Origin of the sequence: Pseudomonas sp. SZ57, from assembly GCF_009495975.1 — a bacterium.
GTDB lineage: Bacteria > Pseudomonadota > Gammaproteobacteria > Pseudomonadales > Pseudomonadaceae > Aquipseudomonas > Aquipseudomonas syringae.
Map to the genome: position 1 here is coordinate 193,113 of NZ_WIBD01000018.1, position 19,728 is coordinate 212,840.

18 protein-coding genes are annotated in these 19,728 nt (G+C 55.7%); 3 read left to right on the forward strand and 15 right to left on the reverse strand.

The window, feature by feature from the left end; genetic code table 11:
• Positions 1 to 197: 197 nt before the first annotated feature.
• Positions 198 to 440: a hypothetical protein gene (locus GE543_RS16820; RefSeq protein ID WP_046237015.1), complete on the forward strand. Its 243-nt coding sequence runs from the start codon at positions 198 to 200 to the stop codon at positions 438 to 440.
• A gap of 57 nt (positions 441 to 497) precedes the next feature.
• Here the strand turns inward: GE543_RS16820 and GE543_RS16825 are convergent, their stop codons facing one another.
• From GE543_RS16825 to GE543_RS16865, 9 genes are all read right to left on the reverse strand, one after another.
• Complete coding sequence (locus GE543_RS16825; RefSeq protein WP_024660084.1) at positions 498 to 848, reverse strand: hypothetical protein; 351 nt, start codon at positions 846 to 848, stop codon at positions 498 to 500.
• Between the two features lie 369 nt (positions 849 to 1,217).
• Positions 1,218 to 2,705, reverse strand: a complete 1,488-nt coding sequence (locus GE543_RS16830) for a DEAD/DEAH box helicase family protein (RefSeq protein WP_256664771.1) — start codon at positions 2,703 to 2,705, stop codon at positions 1,218 to 1,220.
• 318 nt (positions 2,706 to 3,023) lie between these two features.
• Positions 3,024 to 3,293: a hypothetical protein gene (locus GE543_RS16835; protein ID WP_096116787.1), complete on the reverse strand. Its 270-nt coding sequence runs from the start codon at positions 3,291 to 3,293 to the stop codon at positions 3,024 to 3,026.
• Complete coding sequence (locus GE543_RS16840) at positions 3,290 to 3,718, reverse strand: hypothetical protein (RefSeq protein ID WP_103751030.1); 429 nt, start codon at positions 3,716 to 3,718, stop codon at positions 3,290 to 3,292. Before GE543_RS16840 ends, GE543_RS16835 begins: the two co-directional genes overlap by 4 nt.
• 22 nt (positions 3,719 to 3,740) lie before the next feature.
• Positions 3,741 to 4,010 (reverse strand): hypothetical protein, encoded by a 270-nt coding sequence (locus GE543_RS16845; protein ID WP_080267605.1) that lies wholly within the window; start codon positions 4,008 to 4,010, stop codon positions 3,741 to 3,743.
• A gap of 587 nt (positions 4,011 to 4,597) precedes the next feature.
• Positions 4,598 to 5,554, reverse strand: a complete 957-nt coding sequence (locus GE543_RS16850) for a site-specific integrase (protein ID WP_103751029.1) — start codon at positions 5,552 to 5,554, stop codon at positions 4,598 to 4,600.
• 256 nt (positions 5,555 to 5,810) lie between these two features.
• Positions 5,811 to 6,872 (reverse strand): SDR family oxidoreductase, encoded by a 1,062-nt coding sequence (locus tag GE543_RS16855; RefSeq protein WP_003410201.1) that lies wholly within the window; start codon positions 6,870 to 6,872, stop codon positions 5,811 to 5,813.
• A gap of 89 nt (positions 6,873 to 6,961) precedes the next feature.
• Positions 6,962 to 7,360, reverse strand: a complete 399-nt coding sequence (locus tag GE543_RS16860) for an NUDIX hydrolase (RefSeq protein ID WP_003347204.1) — start codon at positions 7,358 to 7,360, stop codon at positions 6,962 to 6,964.
• A 301-nt stretch (positions 7,361 to 7,661) separates the two neighbouring features.
• A complete protein-coding gene (locus GE543_RS16865; RefSeq protein WP_178118624.1) occupies positions 7,662 to 8,738 on the reverse strand; it encodes an NAD(P)-dependent alcohol dehydrogenase in 1,077 nt (358 codons plus the stop codon).
• A gap of 245 nt (positions 8,739 to 8,983) precedes the next feature.
• Here GE543_RS16865 and GE543_RS16870 point away from each other — a divergent pair, with 245 nt between their 5' ends.
• Together GE543_RS16870 and GE543_RS16875 are read left to right on the forward strand one after the other, a co-directional pair.
• The gene (locus tag GE543_RS16870; protein ID WP_153221921.1) at positions 8,984 to 11,893 is read left to right on the forward strand and encodes an EAL domain-containing protein; all 2,910 of its coding nucleotides are present in this window, start codon (positions 8,984 to 8,986) and stop codon (positions 11,891 to 11,893) included.
• Positions 11,894 to 12,061: 168 nt separating this feature from the next.
• Positions 12,062 to 12,616, forward strand: a complete 555-nt coding sequence (locus GE543_RS16875) for a hypothetical protein (RefSeq protein ID WP_004417896.1) — start codon at positions 12,062 to 12,064, stop codon at positions 12,614 to 12,616.
• 211 nt (positions 12,617 to 12,827) lie between these two features.
• On the opposite strand, the gene GE543_RS16880 is transcribed toward GE543_RS16875, so the two are convergent.
• Genes GE543_RS16880 through GE543_RS16905 form a run of 6 tightly spaced genes read right to left on the reverse strand, consistent with a single transcriptional unit; the run spans position 12,828 to position 19,693 of the window.
• Positions 12,828 to 13,766 carry a carbohydrate kinase gene (locus tag GE543_RS16880; protein WP_153221922.1) on the reverse strand — a complete coding sequence of 313 codons (939 nt, stop codon included), beginning with the start codon at positions 13,764 to 13,766 and terminating at the stop codon, positions 12,828 to 12,830.
• Between the two features lie 22 nt (positions 13,767 to 13,788).
• Positions 13,789 to 15,270 carry a xylulokinase gene (xylB, locus tag GE543_RS16885; RefSeq protein WP_153221923.1) on the reverse strand — a complete coding sequence of 494 codons (1,482 nt, stop codon included), beginning with the start codon at positions 15,268 to 15,270 and terminating at the stop codon, positions 13,789 to 13,791.
• A 10-nt stretch (positions 15,271 to 15,280) separates the two neighbouring features.
• Complete coding sequence (locus GE543_RS16890; RefSeq protein WP_153221924.1) at positions 15,281 to 16,762, reverse strand: mannitol dehydrogenase family protein; 1,482 nt, start codon at positions 16,760 to 16,762, stop codon at positions 15,281 to 15,283.
• 17 nt (positions 16,763 to 16,779) lie between these two features.
• On the reverse strand, positions 16,780 to 17,886 hold the full coding sequence (locus tag GE543_RS16895; RefSeq protein ID WP_003416442.1) for an ABC transporter ATP-binding protein: 1,107 nt from the start codon (positions 17,884 to 17,886) through the stop codon (positions 16,780 to 16,782).
• A gap of 30 nt (positions 17,887 to 17,916) precedes the next feature.
• Positions 17,917 to 18,750: a carbohydrate ABC transporter permease gene (locus GE543_RS16900; protein WP_003347187.1), complete on the reverse strand. Its 834-nt coding sequence runs from the start codon at positions 18,748 to 18,750 to the stop codon at positions 17,917 to 17,919.
• A gap of 10 nt (positions 18,751 to 18,760) precedes the next feature.
• On the reverse strand, positions 18,761 to 19,693 hold the full coding sequence (locus tag GE543_RS16905; RefSeq protein WP_003318051.1) for a carbohydrate ABC transporter permease: 933 nt from the start codon (positions 19,691 to 19,693) through the stop codon (positions 18,761 to 18,763).
• Between the last annotated feature and the right edge of the window lie 35 nt (positions 19,694 to 19,728).

Below are 19,728 nucleotides of genomic sequence, written 5' to 3' on the forward strand. Positions count from 1 at the left end.
CAATTACTTGCTACCAGGTCTCAGGAGGTTAGAGAATAGATATGGACAGCAGATATTGATAGAAACAGGTAGGGCGAATTTAATGGCCTATATTATAGAGAATCGATAGCTATAGAGTTAGAGTACGCAACTGAGTTGAACACTCACAAGAGCCATTCGCTGGTTGCAAATGTCTAATCTGTCGGGCAGGAAGTGCTATGGATGATGAGCGCAGGAAGAGTATGAAGTTGGTTATGAAAGCAACAGCAGGCTATCATCCTGTGGGGGTTTTGTGTAACTGGGTTTTGATTAATTTCCTTTTTGCGTGTGTTGCGATAGCAGTATTCAAGGGTAAGGTGTTGAGTGCATTGCTTGTTTTCTTTGTGGTGTTCCTGATCAGACAAGTGGCTATGTATATGCTCACTCTGTATCTCGTCAGAAAGTATGTTAAAGAAAGGTGAGTGTGGTCCTAGAGCTTTAGGAACAATGCACCCCACCTCTTTTAATAAATAATTCTCTCAGTTTGGTGACACTAGGGTCAGTCTTCGGAAGTCTGCTTCCCATTCCTCGGTCACTTTGGCTTCTTTAGCTAAATGGCCTTCAATGTCTTGTTTCTTTGGTCTACCCACTGGTCTGGTTACACCAGCAATCTTAAGCAGTTCCTTGACAGCTGGTATGCTCCCTTCGTTAAGCGCATACTTTAATGACTCAAGTGACTTGTCGAACCAGTAGAGTCGATGCTCCTCTTTCCATCCTTGATTTTCTGCATGCGTATCTAGCAGGGCTAGACTAACTCCAAGTGTCTTGGCTAGCTCAATGTGTGAGTAAGCTTCTACATATTGCTGTTTGTGTTCGTCTTGAATGTTCATGTTGTTCTCTTTAAGTGTGTGAGGGTAGTAGTGGGCTTTCAGCAGGAGTCACTGCGTGACAGCAGAAGCAAGAGCACGCCACGTAGTGGCATACGCAATAAAGAAAGATCAAGAGCAATACATGCTGGTTGGTAGTCCGCTTTTGATTCTCTCTTTTATGCGTGCTCTTGTCAGCTATGCTGACGTTGCTTTTGCTTTTAAGGAAGGTCCATCGATAGATGGTAGTCTAAGGATGGTGTCTTGCTTAATATCCTAAGAAGGGAGTAGCACCTGTCAGCTTGCTGACGTTAAGGTATTCTTAGAAATTTCCCAATTTCTCTTAAGGAGTCTTTAAGAGTTTTTGGGAAAAAGTAATGCCGACGTTGGGAATTATGCTGCTTGTTTAAGTCCTGCTGTCCAATTGAGGATGGATTTGTATGGTACGCCTAAGGTTTCAGCAATATCTTTTCGGCTCACGCTTTTCTCAATGAACAGAGAGATGGCTTCAGCTTGTAGCATGGCCTTAGCCTTCTTCAAGTCTGACTTCTCCTTTTCCCAAGGAGTCATTACCAATTCAGTATTGATGACGGCCAGTCTTCCAAGTAAGCCTTGAAGGTAATTCGCCATATCCATGTTCTGTACGAATAGCAGAACTGGTTCCATATTATCTCTGTCTCTCAGGGAAGTACGAGCAATGGCTTGTAGTGTGCTTTCGTAGAAGCGTTCAAACTCAATGGCCTTTCTAATCTCTTGTGCAGGTACGCCCAGCATATCACTCAAGCTATGAAAGCTTAGGGCATCATCAGGACTTACATTGCCGTGCTGAAGGCAGATAGCAATACGTCTATCTTGATAACCATTAATTCCCCTGCTGTCGATTGGTAGTGTGGTTACATTGCTCTTGAAGTTATACTTAACCCATTCATGCATGAAGGCTAAGCTTTCTTCATTCCCAATCATTGCAGTTACGCAATGCAACCAGTCAGCTAGCTGAACTCCATCATCCCAAGCATCAGCACTCTTTCCGTTACGTTGCATCATGCTCTGAGTCTTAGAGTATTTGCCTGTAAGGAAGGGGTGTAGCTCAACACGCTTGCCATAACCATCAAACTCTGGTGTGAATATAGATGGTTCAAACTGCCAGCCTTGGTAGGTGGCATGAATGCCCAGTAGCGTGTCTCTGACGTTGTTGGCGAGAATATGAACACTGTTGGCATACGAGAAGGCTGGTAAGAAGTCTCTGTAGCTTACGATGCGTACTAAGCGCTTACCCTTAGCAGATAGAGCCTCTACCTCTACGCTGCATTTAGGTTCAGTCAAAGCCTTCAATACGTCAATGGCAGTATTGCTTAGGGCGCTACTATCTTTAGATTTAATCATACCTTCAATCAGAGAGGTGTACTCAGGTTTGAGTGATGCCTTCTTGCTGGGACTGATATCTAGATAGTTCGCAATGCTTCCAAGGTAACTGCCACTATCGAATAGGTGGGCCTTACAGTCAGAGACGCTAGGTACCTCATCTACCACAAGCTCCCAGCCATCAAGGAGCTTAGGGTTTACTCTACGTAGCGCCTCATGAGTAATCATGATCAAGGGGGTACTGTTCAACGCCAACACACGCTCAAGGTGCAAGGTCACATGGTCTACAGTCTCAGAGGTAATGACCATCGGAGCAATGCCAGCCTTGACGTTTATGTCTAATGCTAACTCCTTGATAAGCTTGTTCGTGGGCATTGCATAAACAATATTGTTGTCTATGATTAGCTGTGGCAGTGATTGAATAAACTTGGTGGACTTGCCACTGCCCGGAAGGGCTTCAGCAATGAACAGTGTTTTCTCTTTCATAGAATCCTTATCGCCGTTTTTGAGATTGCTCAATGTCTTTTAGCTGTAGGTTGGAGATGTAGCCTGCTGCTTGTGACGAGAGTCGATACTGTAAAGAGAGGGCAGAGATGGCTTTGGTATTACCCTTAGCCGCTATCAGTTCCTTTGCTAGTCCTCGCTTGATGGTTGTAGGGATAAGGTGTTTTGTTCGATACTCTAGGTCAGGGATATTGATGTAGTCGTCATCTGAGTTCATATATGTGCTTCATGCTGTACATGCCATAACTGCTAGGGCGAGTCTGGCAATAGTAAGGATGGTTAGGCAGATGGCATACACGATGAATGCTGTAACCAACCAGCTAATAATTGTCTTCATTTGCTTGAGTTGCGTACTTCCATGTCATCAATGATCTTATGCAAAGCAAATGCTGATGTGAATGTACCTTCCAACGGTGAATTCTTAGGAAGGCCTACACAGACATAGCTTCCACGTTGATGCATCTGGTAGCTAACTCCCTTGTAAGTCTTCACTTCACCTACAAGGCTATTGTTACTCACCTCTGCCTGTTCAATCATGGCCTTGAGCTGAGCCTTACGATGTTCCTGATACTGACGCTCACCCTCTGAGATGTAATAGTTCATTCTTGAACTCCTAGACGCTTATAGACGCTTGCCTTGATTGCTTTCATGGCATCAGTTTGGTTCTTACCAGTTGCTGCTGGCCCACTTATGATACTTCTCGTTACGCCAGTGAAGTTCCCTTCGCTATCATACTGGTTATTACTAGGCTTATTGGTGGTTCGATCAAGGCGTGCTTGCTGCACTGCTACCTGCGTATCAAGGCTCTCTCGAATCAGCGGATCATTCTTATAGAGACGCTCAAGAGTGGCTTGCTTAACTTGCTTCATAATGGCTACTGCATCCTTGGAACTGTCAAGGGCTCGGAGAGGGCGTGCCTCCTGCTCTAGTACCCAGCCTGAGTTATGAGCAACCTGTTTTACTTCCTCAAGGGAGCGTCCTGTTTCTTGTGCCAATGCTACAAGGTCTTCGTGTTTGTATGTACGCATGTGTGTGTTCCTTCTTGGAGGGTTAGAGAGTGATGATACGATATTGATAGCGAGCTGAATGGGCCTTGCCAGTCTTTCTACGCTCAACCATTGCTGTTGCTACCAGATGTTTGAGAACGCCTTCTACAGAGCGTCTGGGGAGCCCTGTAGCAATACAGAAGTCAGCGCTTGAGATAGTAGACCAACCAAAGACATCAGCCTGATTACGAACCATGAGCCAAATGATCTTTCTTGGTAGTGTGTTAAGCTGGTTATGTTGCAAGGCAACAATCTGTTCTAAAGTAATAGACATTTAGTCTTACCTATAAGTGAGTTAGTAAAGGCAACCCCCTATATCCCCCACTGTGATTGGGCGTGATATTATCTAGGAGGAAGTCTTGTGTTCCTACATCGCGTAATGGCGAGTAATGGGAGTTGGTGCTAGAGGGTGGAGCTAATGAGAGGGGAGGCGCTAAGAGAAAACTTTGTCTTGTAATATACTATACCTGATTTTCAGGGAAAACCGGACAAACTAAATTGAGAAAAGCTTCTCCTACACATACTAGACCTGATTTTTAGGCAAAAGTCCTCAAATTATTTTCACATGCCGTAAAGTCATTATTTGCTGGGGTGTACTCACAGTCTATATAATACTAGACCTCGTTTTTAGAGAATTCCCCTCAAACTAATTGAGATATTTTTCACACTCACATATACCTATACCTAAATTTCAGGCAAAAGTCCTCAAACTATTTTTCAAAGGGGGCTAATTAGTTTGCTTGATTGGTATACTGTGGGTGTCTCTATGCCCTCTGTGAGGCTCTGTAAGGCACGCTATAAGCAAAGCCTGCAACTGGTGAGGGTTGTACTCTAACGCCTCACCAGCGAGCTTGTAGGGCCTCAGTCAATCAGGTGTAAGACATCCTTAGCATTCAGGTGAGAGTATCTGGCGACAGACCTTGTGTCCCTATGCCCCGACACAATCATTATCTGAGCGTTGTTAAACCCTCTCTTAGCTACATTGGTTATTCTTGTATGCCTGAGCTGGTGTAGTCTGACATTACTATCAAGGTTAGCTGCTGTTCGGGCTCTCCTGATGGCCTGTGAGACGCTGTGAGGCGCTACTGAGAACAGTCTGCCTCGTTGTATGCGTTCTGCTATGGCGAGTCTCTGAGCCTCTTCCAGAAGCTCTATCGCACGTAAGGTCAGGGGCACTGAGCGTGTACCATTCTTGCCATCTACTACGTCCACAATCCTCTGTCCCAAATGCAGGCAGTTAACTGTCAGCTTCAGTATCTCAGAACGACGCATGGCTGTTTCATATGCAAGCTCTGCTATCAGGGCCATTGTGGGTGATAGCTCATTGAGGATTAGACGTAGCTCACCAGCAGTCACCACCTTGTCACTGGACTTGTCAGGCTTAGGTAGGGTGATATCACAGACAGGGTTAGGTATGTCTATCAGCAAGCCACGTTTAGCGTACTTGAAGAACCGAGAGAGGAACGCTAGTTGATGTCTGCATGTGGCTGCCTTGACGGTCTGTAAGCGCATCAGTTTGAAATCGTTCACTAGCTTGGGTGTTATGTCATGAATTGACTGAGGGAAGGCGTGAGCTAGTTGCTCAACGATCTGGACAGCATGAGTGTAGGAACCCTTGCCCTTGAGGTGGGAGTCACAGTAGGTCATGCCCAATGTGAAGATGGTGTGGTGCTTATGGTCCTTGATGACAGCCTCAAGCTTGTCAGCCCATGCCTGAGCCTCAGCCTGTGTAGCAAATGTCTTCGACTGAGGGGGTTTCCCTTTCAATCTGACCTGAGCGTTCCAGTTGCCTGATGGTAGGGAGCGGATGTTAGCCATGTTGACGCCTCATGATGTGAATGGGCGTTCTCTCAAGGCCATAGCCTGTATGGGCTAGGGGGTATTGCTCCTCTCCTTGACATGGTGGGGGTCGTTGGTTCGAGTCCAATCGCGCCTACCAAACAAAATCCGCTCTGCTGGGCGGTAAAAAAAGGGTCAACCGAGAGGTTGACCCTTTTTTGTTGTGCTCGCTTTACCCGCAGCCAGTGCCGGCTCTCGTGCCAACGCGAGCATTGGCACGAGAGGGCAGGTTGCCTCAGGGAATCAGGCGGTCACGACGCAGCTTTTCAAACACGTCGAAGAACGCATCGTCACTGGCCTGGAACGCCGTGAAGCCCAGTTTGCGGCTCTTCGACATGTCAGTGACAACTTCAATCGGACGGCCGAGGTCGGCATCGCTGTGCCATGGCGAAATCAGGCGGTTGATGTCACTTTCCTTGAGCTGATGCTCGCGAACGATGTCATCCCAGACCGCCTGATCGTTGGCCATCTGCGTTTCCAGCGGGGCTGGCTCGCTGGGGAAATCGGCTGGCTGCAGGCCGAAGTATTCGGCGATCTGTCCCCACATCCAGCTCCAGCGGAACACATCGCCGTTGGTGATGTTGAACGCCTGATTGGCGGCTGCAGGTGTGGTCGCGGCCCACAGTTGCTGACGGGCCAGCTGCCGCGCATCGGTCATGTCGGTCAGGCTGTCCCACTGCACGCGTGAGCCCGGGAATACGAAAGGTCGGCCGGTGGCTTTACAGATCGAGGCGTAGACGGCCAGGGTCGTCGCCATGTTCATCGCGTTGCCGACGGCGACACCGGTCACGGTGTGCGGGCGATGGACGCTCCAGGTAAAGCCATCCTTCTCGGCGGCAGCGAAGACTTCGTCTTCCTGGGCGTAGTAGAAGTTTTCGATATCCAGGCGCGCCTGCGATTCCCTGAACGGCGTTTGCGGCAGGGTGCCTTTGCCATACGCTTCGAACGGGCCGAGGTAATGCTTGAGGCCGGTCACCAGCGCAACATGCTTGACACTGCCAGCGGGCCGCACAGCGTCTAGCACGTTACGCACCATTGCAGCGTTGACGCGGATGTTTTCTGCTTCAGTGGCCTGACGCGACCATGTAGTGATGAACACGTGGGTGGGCTTCACATCAGCCAGAGCCGCACGCACGGACTCCGGGTTCTGCAGGTCTGCAGCTACCGGGATCACGCCGGGCCGCGCTGACGGGCTACGGGAGAGGGCGGCAACCTGCCAATCGTTGTCCAGTAACAACTGTGTGATTGCACTGCCGACAATGCCACTTGCGCCAACAACCAGGGCGGTCTGAGTCATAGGGGTCTCCTGAGACGGGGAAGAAAGTAATGAACCGTCTGCTGTCTCAGAACAGCATCAGGCCATACCGTTCAACCCGATTGTCCCGATTACCCTGTAACGTGGCTCCGGGCACCGGAAACGCCTTCGGACTCGTTGGCATATGACTTGACGATGGTTTTGGTCGCACTGCTGGCTTTCAGGTCACCAAGTTTCTGCGGCGCAAGCCATTTGCAGGCGGCAATTTCGTTCTGCGGCGATGGCTCGCTGGAGGCTGGGACCTGGGCGGTGAAAACGTAATGGGCCACTTGATCCTTTTCGTACACATCGAGGTACAGAAGATCAAGGTCGGCAAGCCCGGTTTCTTCGCACAGTTCACGCACTGCGGCCTGGAAGGGCGTTTCACCCGCTTCAATCTTGCCGCCGGGCAATGCCCAGCGGGATTTCGGTTTGCGCACGTAAAGGACCTGGCCGTCACGTTTGCAGATGACTGTCGCGCGTTGTTTCATAATCCGTTCACCTGTTAAACGTCCGTTGACATGAGTATCTGCAAGGACTGCGTGAACTTGAGACTCAAAGACAGTCAGTAGTAGTCACCAAAATGTAATAAATAGTTCATTTTGGCGGGCGCCGCTCAGGCCGTAGCGTGAAACAGCCAGATCGAGTCGCACAGCAGGCGGGTTGCCGATGCCTGTAAGCAGAGTCCTGCACCTAGAGTATGGACATCAGTGGGCGATTGGCGGCGATCGGTTCACCGGGGGCGACGTACGGCATGTCAAATTGCAGCCGTCCTTGGCTGCCAGGTGCGCATCAGGCAGCGTTCGAGTCGGCAGCCGCTTCCTGCTTGAGGCTGTCCATGTCGATGACGAAACGATACTTGACGTCGCCCTTGAGCATCCGCTCGTAAGCCTCGTTGATGTCCTGCATGTTGATCATTTCGATGTCAGAAACGATGCCGTGCTCGGCGCAGAAGTCCAGCATTTCCTGGGTTTCCTGAATGCCGCCGATCAACGAGCCAGCCAGGCTGCGACGCTTGAAGATCAGGTTGAACACAGCAGGTGACGGATGCGGCTCTGCCGGCGCACCGACCAGTGTCATGGTGCCGTCGCGCTTGAGAAGAGACAGAAAGGCGTCCAGATCATGCGGCGCTGCCACTGTGTTGAGGATAAAGTCCAGGCTGTTGGCCTGAGCAGCCATCTGTGCCGCGTCCTTGGATACCACCACTTCGTCGGCGCCCAGACGCAAGCCATCTTCGCGCTTGTTGGGGGAGGTCGTGAACAGCACCACATGGGCACCCATGGCGTGGGCGATCTTGACGCCTATGTGGCCGAGACCGCCAAGCCCGACAATGCCGACTTTCTTGCCCGGGCCGACCTTCCAGTGGCGCAATGGGGAATAGGTGGTGATACCTGCGCACAACAGCGGCGCGACGGCAGCCAGGTTGGCATCATGAGAGATGCGCAGGACGAACTTTTCCTTGACCACGATCTTGTCGGAGTAGCCGCCGAAGGTGTTCTCGCCGCCAAACACCGGGCCATTGTAGGTGCCGGTGAAGCCGCTCTCGCAGTATTGCTCGTCGCCCTCGGCACACGATGCACATTGCTGGCAACTGTCGACCATGCAGCCGACGCCAGCCAGGTCGCCGACCTTGAATTGCTTGACGTCGGAGCCGACCGCCGTGACCCGGCCGACGATTTCGTGACCCGGAACAGAAGGATAGAGTGTGTTGTGCCACTCATTGCGCGCAGTATGCAGATCGGAGTGGCACACGCCGCAGTAAAGGATGTCGATCTGAACATCGTCAGCGCCGGGCGAGCGACGTTCGAATTGATGGGGCTTGAGTGTGTCCTGAGCCGATTGCGCTGCGTAGCTGTATGTCTTGACCATTACTGTCACCTGTTCAATGGGGATAAGTGTAACGCCGTACGACAGCATAGCCGAGGCTCGCTCAATGACCTTGCTGTCCGGCAATGCACCTGAATCTGACCCATGGGGCTGCCATGTAGTGCCCCGCGTCACACAAGCATCATCGGGAAGCCGAAGGATCTGCCAAAAAGGTATGAACTTTGCAACAATGCCCTGTCACGCTTGTAATCTTTGGTCATGGTTTTAAGGATGACCGCCGTCGGCTCATGCATCTGGATGCTTCCATGACAGTCTCACTTCTGGCCACGGGCCTTTGCCCAAGCGTAGCCTGCACCTCACGCACTCCCGGGAGCGCGGTGACGGCTAACCGAGACCGATTCTCCTGTCACGCCTCCATCGAAGCACTCATCAGCGCCGCAAGGGAGCAGACAGGCGCCATTGCCTGGGCTGCATACGCCGCCGGCGAGTTGAAATGCCTGCTTGGACAGGGCGACGATACCGTTGTCTGGCCTGCACACATCGCCGCTGAAGACTTCGAGACGTATTGCACTCAATTGCAGCTGCATTGCCGGGTCGCGGGGCAGGGTGAGGGCGTGCTGGGTTGGGTGTTGGTACCGATGGCTGAAAAAGACCACCCCTTGCTGTTGGATCTGGCGGTCAGGCTGGGCTCGCTGTTGCAGACCGCGGCGTTGATCCGGGCGCAGAACACCCAGCGGGTTCTGTATGAAATCAGCCTGCTGGCCAGCACTACGCTGGACCGCGGTGCTTTTCTGCAAGGCGTTCATGAGCAACTCGGGACCCTGATCGATGCCGAGAACTTCTACGTTGCGCTGTATGACCGGCAAAGCGGCAAGATCACCTATCCTTATTACATTGACCGCTTCGATGACGAAGCGATGGCACACGAGACGTTCGAGTTTATCGACGCTGATCGAATGTCGCTCACCGGATATGTGTTGAGCAGCGGGCAGCCGTTGTTTCTCGATGCCGCCTGTATCGAGCTGGCCAAGGCCGAAAACCGGTTCTACTGCGTCGGACGTCTGCCCGAGTTCTGGATGGGCGCGCCCTTGAAAAATGCATCGGACGAAGTCTTTGGCATGGTCGCGATGCAGGTTTATGACGTGTCTCGTGTCTACAGTGCTCAGGATCGGGCATTGTTCGCCGTCGTGTCGCGCCATGTGGCCATGGCACTGGACCGCCAGCTACACCGGACGGACCTCGAGCAGGTAGTGGCCCTGCGCACGCAACAGCTTTCTGCAGCCAACGACGCGTTGCGTCAGGAAGTCAGGGATCGCGAGCGCGCCGAGCATCTGCAGAATGCGTTGTTCCAGATTGCCGAGCTTTCCAGTCAGCCCGGTGACATGAACGAGCTTTTTCGCAGCCTGCACATGATCGTCGGCGAGTTGCTGGTGGCGCTCAATTTCTACATCGCGCTTTACGACAGTGCGACGGGCGAAGTGACCTTTCCGTACTACATTGACGAGTTCAAGCCCGCGCCGCCGCGCTCACGGCGCGGGCAGCGGGGGTTTACCGAGTACGTTATAGGCCAGCGGCGACCGTGCCTGATCGATTACGAGGAAGCTCGCAGGCTGGAAGGCCTTGGCGAGATCGAGGTACAGCGACAATCCGGTCGTTGCTCTTCATGGCTGGGTATTCCGCTGTTCGACGGCGGACAGGTTCGCGGCGTGCTGGTGGTGCAGAGTTATTCCAAGGACGTGAGCTATACCTTGCGCGATCAGGAGCTGCTCACCTTTGTTTCTCGTCACATCGATACGGCACTGTCCCGGCGCAGCGCGGCAGAAGCGATCCATACTGCCAATGTTCTGCTTGAAGCCAGGGTTCGAGACAGGACCCGTGAGCTGGACCGGGCCAACGCCAGGCTGCAGCACGAAAACTCCCATGACTCACTCACCGGGCTGCCCAATCGCAGCCATTTGCAACATCGGCTGAGGCAGGCCTGGCAAGACTTCTGCAGCAATGGCCAGCAAGTGATCGTGATGTTCATCGATCTGGATCGCTTCAAGATGATCAATGACAGCCTGGGGCATCACTGCGGCGACATCCTTCTGGTGCAGGCCGCCGAGCGCCTGCGCAATTGCATGCGCGAACGGGACCTGCTGGCGCGGCTGGGTGGCGACGAGTTCGCCGTGTTGAGCATTGACACGCCGTTGCAGACCGGGACGGAGATCGCCCAGCGAATACTGACGGCGTTCGAGCAGCCGTTCGTGATCGATGATCACACGGTGTTCTCTTCCTGCAGCATCGGTGTGGTGGGCGCCGACAGCCGCTTCCATCAGGAACCGGCTGACCTGCTGCGCGATGCCGATACCGCCATGTACCGGGTCAAGAACGGTGGGCGGGACAGCTTCGCGGTGTTCAATCAGGCGTTGCGCCGCGAGGTGTCGGACCAGGTCGAGCAGGAAGGTGCGTTGCGCACGGCGCTGAAACGTACGGATCAGTTGATTCCTTATTTTCAGCCGGTGATCTGCGTCAATAGCGGAAAATTGCTGGCGTTCGAGGCGTTGATCCGCTGGTGCATGCCGGATGGACGAATCGTCGGGCCAGAGAGCTTTCTGCCGGCGCTCGAGGGACTGCGCCTGATTGGCCGCCTGGACCTGTACATGCTCAAGCGTGTGGTTTCCATTCTGGCGCAACCCGAGAACGGTCATTGGCCACCCGTGCATGTGAACTGTTCGAGTTACAGCATCACCCGTCCGGCATTCGCTGCGGAAGTGCTGGCGTTGCTTGCCGAGCACAATGTTGCACCTCAACGGCTGTGTCTGGAACTCACCGAGGGCGCACTGGTGGCCGATCCCGAGCAGGCACGTCTGTCAATGAAGCTCCTGGCCGAGCAGGGTATGTCGGTCATGCTCGACGATTTCGGCGCGGGCTTCTCTTCGCTCAGCTACGTGCATCAATACCACTTCAGCGGATTGAAAATCGACAAGTCGTTTATCTTCGGCCTGGCCTCCAGTGTGCGCAGCCGCGCCATCGTGCGTGCCATTGTGCGCATGGCCGAATCCCTCGATCTGACCGTGGTGGCCGAAGGTGTCGAAGACCTTGAAACGCTTGAGCTGCTTCGCGAGATCGGCGCCACGCAGGCGCAGGGCTACTACTTTTCCGAGCCGTTGCCGATTGAGCTGCTGACTATCAACACCGGCCGTGCTGCAGGCTGACGCTCGGCCAGTGCTTGCCGCAGACGGCAGGCTGTATCCGTTCTTTGACGCGGTCGATTTGTCCGGATTTTATTTAAACTTGTAAAATCAACAGGTTATGGATTTATAAGGCAGTTGGCACTGGACTTGCTGGTGAACCTGCGCAACAGGTTCATCAGGAGGTGAGAGATGATTATTGGCACGAGTGCGCTTGAGCAGCTTGTTTCCCGGGCTGTTGTCGGGCGCAAGACCGTGGATGAAGTGTCCCAGGACGCCTTCAGCTCGGTCGCTGCCGCTGGCCTGACATCAGGTTCGGCACCGGTTACAGCGCAGACCAGCAGTTCGACATCGCAAGACAGCAAGCAGGAAAACAGCGGTTACAACGAATCCTTTGCACGGATGATGATCAACCTGAAGTCCGCCGGTGATACGTCACTGTCGGAAAAGACGGCTGACCGTGACAACGGTGTCATCGGTTCAGTGGCTGGCACCACCAGCACCACTGACACGTCATCGACGGATTCGGTACAACAGAAATTCATGGACTCTCTGAAGCAGACAGCCGAAGAGAAAGTGCGCGAAAAGCTGACGGGTATTACCCAGAAAGACTACGACGCCATGGCACCTCAGGACCAACTGGCGATTGACCAGAAGGTGCAGGACGCGCTCAAGGACAAGCAGAACGACGTTGCGGATGACATCAACACCCGCATCAGAGGCATCAAGGCCGGTATGGTAGCTTGATGTTTGTTAGGCGACTTTGATGGCCTTTTCGTGAACAAGCGAAGCGTCGCCCGGCTCACTCCCACCTAGGGAATGCTTTCCGATGGAGTTAAGTATCGATACTTTCTCCCTTCAGACATGCATTTAATGGGTGGGAGTGAGCTTGCTCACGAAGACTACCGTCCATACACCGCAGTTGATGCGGGTGTATGGAGGTAGCGTTTAAGCCTTCTCACCCCAATTGATGCCTGTACGGCAAGTCCGGCCCGACCTTTGTGCAGGTCAGTGCGGCCGCGCCGACGGCGAAATTCAGCATCTCGTCCAGTGTTTCCCGTGACAGCGTCGACAAGCCTTGTGGCGTGTTGAGCTGGCGTTCACTGAGGAAGGTCAGCAGCGCGGCCTGAAAAGTATCTCCAGCCCCGACGGTATCGGCGGTGACCACGGTTTTTGCCGGCACCGACCAGGTGCCGTGCTGGCGGGTGAAGACGCTGGCACCTTGTGTGCCGCGAGTGATGATGACCAGTTGCGTACGCTTGCCGAGCCAGCCTTCGGCGATCTTTTGTGGATCGCTGTCCGGGTACAGCAGGTGCAGGTCTTCGTCGCTGACCTTGATCAGGTGCGCATGCTCGGCGAACGCTGCGACCTGGCTGCGCCAGCGCTGAATATCCGGTGCCGGGTTGAGGCGCACGTTGGGGTCCAGCGAGATCAGCCGTGTGCTGCTTTCACGGGCGACCAGCGCCAACAGCGTGTCGGCAATCGGCTGCACCACCAGTGAAAACGAGCCGACGTGAATGCCGCGTACCTGCCCGTCGAGTTCCGGCAAGTCTTCCAGGCGCAACTGGCGGTCTGCGCAGCCGTCGCCTCGAAAGCTGTAAGTCGGCGATCCATCGCTGCCCACGGCGACCATGGCCAGAGTGGTAGGCGCGTCGAAGTCGATCAGGTGGTCGGTATTGACCGTTTCCTTTTCCAGCACGGCACGCAGACGGCGGCCCAGGTAATCGGTGGACAGCCCGGCAAGGAAGCTTGCGTCCACGCCCAGACGGCGCAGGCCAATCGCAACGTTGAACGGAGAGCCGCCGGCAATCGCATCGAACCCCAATCTGTTCAGGGAACCGCTGTCATCCGCACGGGTGAAAATATCGAACAGTGCTTCGCCACAAACCAGAAACATAAGTGCTCCATGAAAAAACGCTTCAAACCTTGCGCAATTGCGCCTGATAACGCTGATAGACCTGCTGATAGGCGGCCACATTATGCACCACAGGATGCGTCTCACTGCCTTGGTCGAGACTCACGCAGCGTTCGCAGAGTTGCTGCAGGTCCTGAGCCTTGCCGTTGGCGCGCGACCAGCACCAGGCCGCTTGAATGGCGGCGCCCAGTGCGGCGGCTTCCGAGTGGTCGGTGCAGATCACCGGTGTGTTCATGATGTCGGCCACGATCTGCCGCCACACGGCACTTTTGGAGCCACCGCCGATCAGACGTATCTTTTCGCTTTTGATACCGCTGTCGCGCAACAGGTCCAGCCCGTAGCGAAGGCCGAAGGTAGTGCCTTCGACCACCGCACGAGACAGGTTGGCCTGGGTCAGATTGGTGCTGTCCAGCCCGACGATGCTGCCGGTCGCATCGGGCAGGGCGGGCACGCGTTCGCCGTTCAGAAAGGGCAGCATCAGTACGCCTTCGGCACCGATCGGCGCCTGGGCGACCGCCTGATTGAAGCCGGCGATGTCGAGGGCGAACAACTCGCGAATGGCGGTCGTCGCGTTGGTCAGGTTCATCGTGCAGATCAGCGGCAACCAGCCGCCGGAGGATGAGCAGAAAGTCGCGACCGACTCATGCTCGCTGACCCGCGCCTCTTCGGCGTAGGCATACACCGTGCCCGAAGAGCCGAGGCTCATGGTGATCAACCCCGGCTGGATATTGCCTGTGCCGATCGCGCCCATCATGTTGTCGCCGCCACCACTGGAGACCAGCGCGTCTGGGTTCAGGCTCAGCAGTCTGGCGACTTCGGGACGCAGTACGCCCACCGGTTCGTGGGCTTGCAACAGCTGTGGAAGTGCCTTGCCCAGACGACCGCTCGGGTCGATGTGCGCGAGCAATGGCAGGTCCCACTCGCGAGTGCGCACGTTGAAATAGCCGGTGCCCGACGCGTCGCCAAACTCGGTGCAGCAGCGGCCGGCCAGCCAATAGTTGAGGTAGTCGTGGGGCAGCAGTACCTTGTCGATCCGCTCGAACAGATCCGGGTATTGCTCCTTGGTCCACAACAGCTTGGACACGGTATAACCTGGGGCGATAACCAGGCCAAGGCGTCGCAGCGACCCCTGCGCGCCGCCCAGGTAGTCCAGCAGGCGCTGGTTCTCCGGTGCCGACTCGGTGTCACACCACAGCTTGGCCGGGCGCAGTACCTGGCCCTGAGCATCGAGCAGCACCAGGCCATGTTGCTGGCCCGAGACGCCGATGCCCTGAATCTGCTGGCCGGAAATGCCCGCCGCTGCGAGTGCATCGCGGGTCGCCTGTTGCAGCGCGTCCAGCCATTGCTGTACGTCCTGTTCGCGGCGACCGTTGTGGTCGCTGATCAGGCTGTGCGGCGCCGAGCCTTCGCCCAGTACGGTGCCGCTTTCGGTATCGAGCACCAACACCTTGGTGCCCTGGGTCCCGCAATCGATTCCAAGAAACATGGGAAGTCCCTCAGGCCTTGGCAACCAAAAGTTTTTCCAGTGTGCCACTCACACCCAGTGTGCGCAGATCATCGAGGTTCTGCTCGAAGGCCGCCACGAATGCTTCCGATTGCGGAATGGCCGAGCCAAAGATTTCTTCCACTCCCAACAAGCGCTGAGTAATAAGCGCGTCATCAGCCACCAGCGCCTGACAGAACTCGGCTCGCGGGTCAGGAATTTTGTAGGTCGCGCCGTTCTCGTCGACACCTTTCAGATAGAGCGCCCACGCGGCGACCACCAGTGAAGCGCGCGCAAGGTTGCCTTCGTCCAGAATCAGACGATTGATCGTCGGAACGGTGAACTTGGGAAATTTCGACGATCCGTCCGAGCAGACCCGTTCCAGCTGATCGGCAATCGCCTGGTTGGAGAAGCGATCGATCAGGGTGTCTTTGTAACCTTCCAGGTCGATACCTGGCACCGACGCCAGTTGCGGGGTCACGTCCAGGTCCATGTAGGTGCGGATATAGCTCACGAACAGCGGGTCATTCATGGTTTCGTGTACAAAACGATAACCCTTGAGGAAGCCCAGGTAGGTCAGTGCAAGATGACTGCCGTTGAGCAGTTTGATCTTCATCTCTTCATAGGGCGTCACGTCATCGGTGAACTGCACGCCGACGTTCTCCCACGCCGGGCGACCATTGACGAACTTGTCTTCCAGCACCCACTGCACGAACGGTTCGCAGACCACCGGCCAGGCGTCGTCGATGTGTTTGTCGTCGGCCAGTTGCAGACGGTGGGCTGCGCTGGTCATCGGCGTGATGCGATCCACCATCGCGTTGGGAAAGCTGACGTTTTTCTTGATCCAGTCATGCAGATCGGCATCGCGCAACGTGGCAAATGCCAGCAATGCCTTGCGGGTCACTGCGCCGTTGTGTGGCAGGTTATCGCAGGACATCAGGGTGAAGGCCGGTGTGCCTTGCGCGCGGCGTCGAGCCAGTGCGGCGCAAAGGAAGCCGAATACCGTCTTTGGCTGATCCGGGTTTGCCAGGTCGTGCTGGATCTGCGGCAGATGGGCCATGAACTGATCGTTGCTGTCGTCGATGCAGTAACCGCCTTCGGTGATGGTCAGCGAGACGATGCGGATGTCCGGACTGGCCAGTTTATCGATCAGCGCCTGCGGGCTGTCTTCGGCCAGCAGCATGCCGCTGATCGAGGCAATGATGCGGGTTTGGGTGTTGGGTGTGTCACCCAGTTCATACAGGGTGTACAGGTAGTCCTGTTGCGCCAGTGCATCGCGCACGGCCTTGTCCTCAGGACGCAGGCCCACGCCGCAGATGCTCCATTCAAAGCCTTCGCCGCTGTTCATCAGCGCATCGGTGTAAAACGCCTGATGCGCCCGGTGGAAGCCGCCGACGCCGATGTGGGCAATGCCCTGGCGAGTGTTGTCGACGGTGTAGGCGGGCAGGGCGATGTCGGCGCCCAGTTGGGACAGATTGTTTTTGTTCAGTTTCATGACGGGCTCTCCGGAACTCAGGCTGCGGCGGTCTGCAAGGTTTTGGCAATCACCAGACCTTGAGCGTCGAACAGGTGGCATTGGGCACTGTCGAGATGCAGGTTCAGCGTCTCGCCGTACTGGCTGGCCAGGTCACCACGAATACGCATGGTCAGCGCCTCGCCCGAACGGGTGCGCACGTGACAGTAGGTATCGCTGCCAAGACGTTCGCTGACGTCGGCAATCACCTGCAACTGGCAATCGTCGCCCTGGGCAAGGTTCAGGTGTTCCGGGCGGATGCCCAGCGTTACCGCAGCGCCGACGCTTTGTCCTGCGCCATTGACCGGCAGGCTGATACGCGTGCCGGCATCCAGTTCGACTTCGCAACTGGTGCTGTCCAGCCGGCTGATCGTGCCCTTGAGGAAGCCCATTTTCGGTGTGCCGAGGAAGCCGGCAACGAACAGGTTGGCCGGGTGGTGGTACAGCTCGAGCGGCGAGCCGACCTGCTCGACCTTGCCGCCGTTGAGGACGACAACCTTGTCGGCCAGGGTCATGGCTTCCACCTGATCGTGCGTCACGTAGATCATGGTGGCCTGCAGCTCTTTATGCAGGCGCGACAATTCCAGGCGGGTCTGTACGCGCAGCGCGGCGTCGAGGTTGGACAGCGGCTCGTCGAACAGGAAAATCTTCGGGTTGCGTACGATGGCCCGGCCAATCGCGACACGCTGGCGTTGCCCGCCGGACAGCTGCTTTGGCTTGCGCTCCAACAGCGGCCCGAGCTCCAGAATGCGTGCGGCTTCATCGACCTTCTTCTTGATCTCGGCCTTGTCACCGCCCGCCAGGTCCAGCGCAAACGACAGGTTCTTGCCGACGGTCATGTGCGGATACAGCGCATAGGTCTGGAACACCATGGCCAGGTCGCGCTTGGCCGGGGTGACCTGCGTGATGTCCCGGCCATCGAGTTCGATGGTTCCCGACGTCACTTCTTCAAGCCCGGCGATCAGCCGCAGCAGGGTGGATTTGCCGCAGCCCGAAGGCCCGACGAAGACCACGAACTCGCGGTCTTTCACATCCAGGTCGATACCCTTGATGATCTGGTGACCGTCAAAGCCTTTTTGCAGATTGCGGATGCTCAGGTTAGCCATGTTTGACTCCTTCTTGTTCTTTGGGCCGGGCTATTTCACAGCGCCGAACGACAGGCCGCGAACCAGTTGTTTCTGACTGATCCAGCCGAAAATCAGAATGGGCGCACACGCCAGGGTCGATACCGCTGACAGCTTGGCCCAGAACAACCCTTCGGGGCTGGAGTAGGAAGCGATCAAGGCAGTCAACGGCGCTGCGGCGGACGAGGTGAGGTTCAGCGACCAGAATGCTTCGTTCCAGCACAGGATCAGCGACAGCAACGCGGTGGAAGCCAGGCCGCCCTTGCAGATCGGCATCAGCACGCGAAAGATCTCCTGGCGGGTGCTGGCCCCGTCCAGCCGCGAGGCCTCGAGGATCTCGCCGGGGATATCCTTGAAGTAGGTGTAAATCATCCAGACCACGATCGGCAGGTTGATCAGCGTATAGATGATGATCAGCGCCAGCCGCGAATCGAGCAGGCCAAAGGTCTTGGCCAGCAGATAGATCGGCATCAGCACGCCCACCGGCGGCAGCATCTTGGTCGAGAGCATCCACAGCAGTGTGCTCTTGGTGCGCTTGGTCTCGAAAAACGCCATGGAATACGCCGCAGGAATCGCGATCAGCATGGCCAGCACCGTGGCGCTGAAAGAAATCAGCACCGAGTTCCAGGCAAAATGGAAGTAATCGCTGCGCTCCTGAATATGCAGGTAGTTTTCCAGCGTCGGGGTGAAGAACAGCTGTGGCGGTGTCGCGAATGCATCGATCTCGGTCTTGAAGCTGGTCAGGACCATCCAGAAGATCGGAAAGAACACCAGCGCAGCGATGATCCAGGACAGGGCCCCGAGCAGCAGGCTTTGCAGACGGCGTGATTGTTTGAGGGTCATCATGGCAAGGTCCTCATGACTTGTCGGTGAGGTTTTTGCCGATCATCCGGATCAGGATGATCGCCGCGATGTTGGCTATGACCACGGCAATCAGCCCGCCCGCCGAGGCCATGCCGACGTCGAACTGCAGCAGCGCCTGGATGTAGATCAGGTAAGCCAGGTTGGTCGAGGCAAAGCCCGGCCCGCCGTTGGTCGTGGTAAAGATTTCAGCGAATACCGAAAGCAGGAAGATCGTTTCGATCATCACCACCACGGCGATCGGACGCGCCAGATGCGGCAGGGTCAGGTGCCAGAAGATCGCCAGCGGACCTGCGCCGTCCAGCCGCGCTGCTTCCTTCTGCTCCTGGTCGAGCGACTGCATGGCGGTCATCAGGATCAGAATGGCGAACGGCAGCCATTGCCAGGACACAATGATGATGATCGACAGCATCGGGTAATGGGCGAACCAGTCAATCGGTTCGGCGCCGAAGAACTTCCACACCGCTGCGAGTACGCCGGACACCGGATGAAAGATCAGGTTTTTCCAGATCAGCGCGCTGACCGTGGGCATGATGAAGAACGGCGAGATCAGCAGTACGCGAACGATGCCGCGACCGAAAAACTCGCTGGCTTCCAACAGCGCCGAAATCAGCACGCCGAGGATCACACTGATCGCCAGCACACTGCCGACCAGCAGTAATGTATTGCCGGCACCCGGCAAGAAGCCGCTGTCGGTCACGAAATACTGGAAGTTCTCCAGGCCGACGAATTCGTTTTCGCCGGGGGAGAGCAGGTTGTAGCGGATCAGCGAGAAGTAAATGGTCATGCCCAGCGGCACAATCATCCACACCAGCAGAAGCGCCACGGAAGGACTGACCAGAAACCAGCCCGGCTTGAATCGACGGCTTTTGAGCGGTTGCTGTTCGCCGGACAGGTCCGTGCGTTCAGGGGAGGCTGAGGTATTCATGGGGAGCTCCGAACCGGATTGCACCAGAGTTGTTG

What these genes read in the sequence shown, in the direction of transcription:
- xylB (WP_153221923.1), bottom strand. Translation starts at nt 15,270, where the DNA reads ATGTTTCTTGGAATCGATTGCGGGACCCAGGGCACCAAGGTGTTGGTG.
- GE543_RS16890 (WP_153221924.1), bottom strand. Translation starts at nt 16,762, where the DNA reads ATGAAACTGAACAAAAACAATCTGTCCCAACTGGGCGCCGACATCGCC.
- GE543_RS16825 (WP_024660084.1), bottom strand. Translation starts at nt 848, where the DNA reads ATGAACATTCAAGACGAACACAAACAGCAATATGTAGAAGCTTACTCA.
- GE543_RS16860 (WP_003347204.1), bottom strand. Translation starts at nt 7,360, where the DNA reads ATGAAACAACGCGCGACAGTCATCTGCAAACGTGACGGCCAGGTCCTT.
- GE543_RS16865 (WP_178118624.1), bottom strand. Translation starts at nt 8,738, where the DNA reads ATGGTCAAGACATACAGCTACGCAGCGCAATCGGCTCAGGACACACTC.
- GE543_RS16900 (WP_003347187.1), bottom strand. Translation starts at nt 18,750, where the DNA reads ATGATGACCCTCAAACAATCACGCCGTCTGCAAAGCCTGCTGCTCGGG.
- GE543_RS16850 (WP_103751029.1), bottom strand. Translation starts at nt 5,554, where the DNA reads ATGGCTAACATCCGCTCCCTACCATCAGGCAACTGGAACGCTCAGGTC.
- GE543_RS16905 (WP_003318051.1), bottom strand. Translation starts at nt 19,693, where the DNA reads ATGAATACCTCAGCCTCCCCTGAACGCACGGACCTGTCCGGCGAACAG.
- GE543_RS16880 (WP_153221922.1), bottom strand. Translation starts at nt 13,766, where the DNA reads ATGTTTCTGGTTTGTGGCGAAGCACTGTTCGATATTTTCACCCGTGCG.
- GE543_RS16875 (WP_004417896.1), top strand. Translation starts at nt 12,062, where the DNA reads ATGATTATTGGCACGAGTGCGCTTGAGCAGCTTGTTTCCCGGGCTGTT.
- GE543_RS16870 (WP_153221921.1), top strand. Translation starts at nt 8,984, where the DNA reads ATGCATCTGGATGCTTCCATGACAGTCTCACTTCTGGCCACGGGCCTT.
- GE543_RS16855 (WP_003410201.1), bottom strand. Translation starts at nt 6,872, where the DNA reads ATGACTCAGACCGCCCTGGTTGTTGGCGCAAGTGGCATTGTCGGCAGT.
- GE543_RS16840 (WP_103751030.1), bottom strand. Translation starts at nt 3,718, where the DNA reads ATGCGTACATACAAACACGAAGACCTTGTAGCATTGGCACAAGAAACA.
- GE543_RS16835 (WP_096116787.1), bottom strand. Translation starts at nt 3,293, where the DNA reads ATGAACTATTACATCTCAGAGGGTGAGCGTCAGTATCAGGAACATCGT.
- GE543_RS16895 (WP_003416442.1), bottom strand. Translation starts at nt 17,886, where the DNA reads ATGGCTAACCTGAGCATCCGCAATCTGCAAAAAGGCTTTGACGGTCAC.
- GE543_RS16845 (WP_080267605.1), bottom strand. Translation starts at nt 4,010, where the DNA reads ATGTCTATTACTTTAGAACAGATTGTTGCCTTGCAACATAACCAGCTT.
- GE543_RS16820 (WP_046237015.1), top strand. Translation starts at nt 198, where the DNA reads ATGGATGATGAGCGCAGGAAGAGTATGAAGTTGGTTATGAAAGCAACA.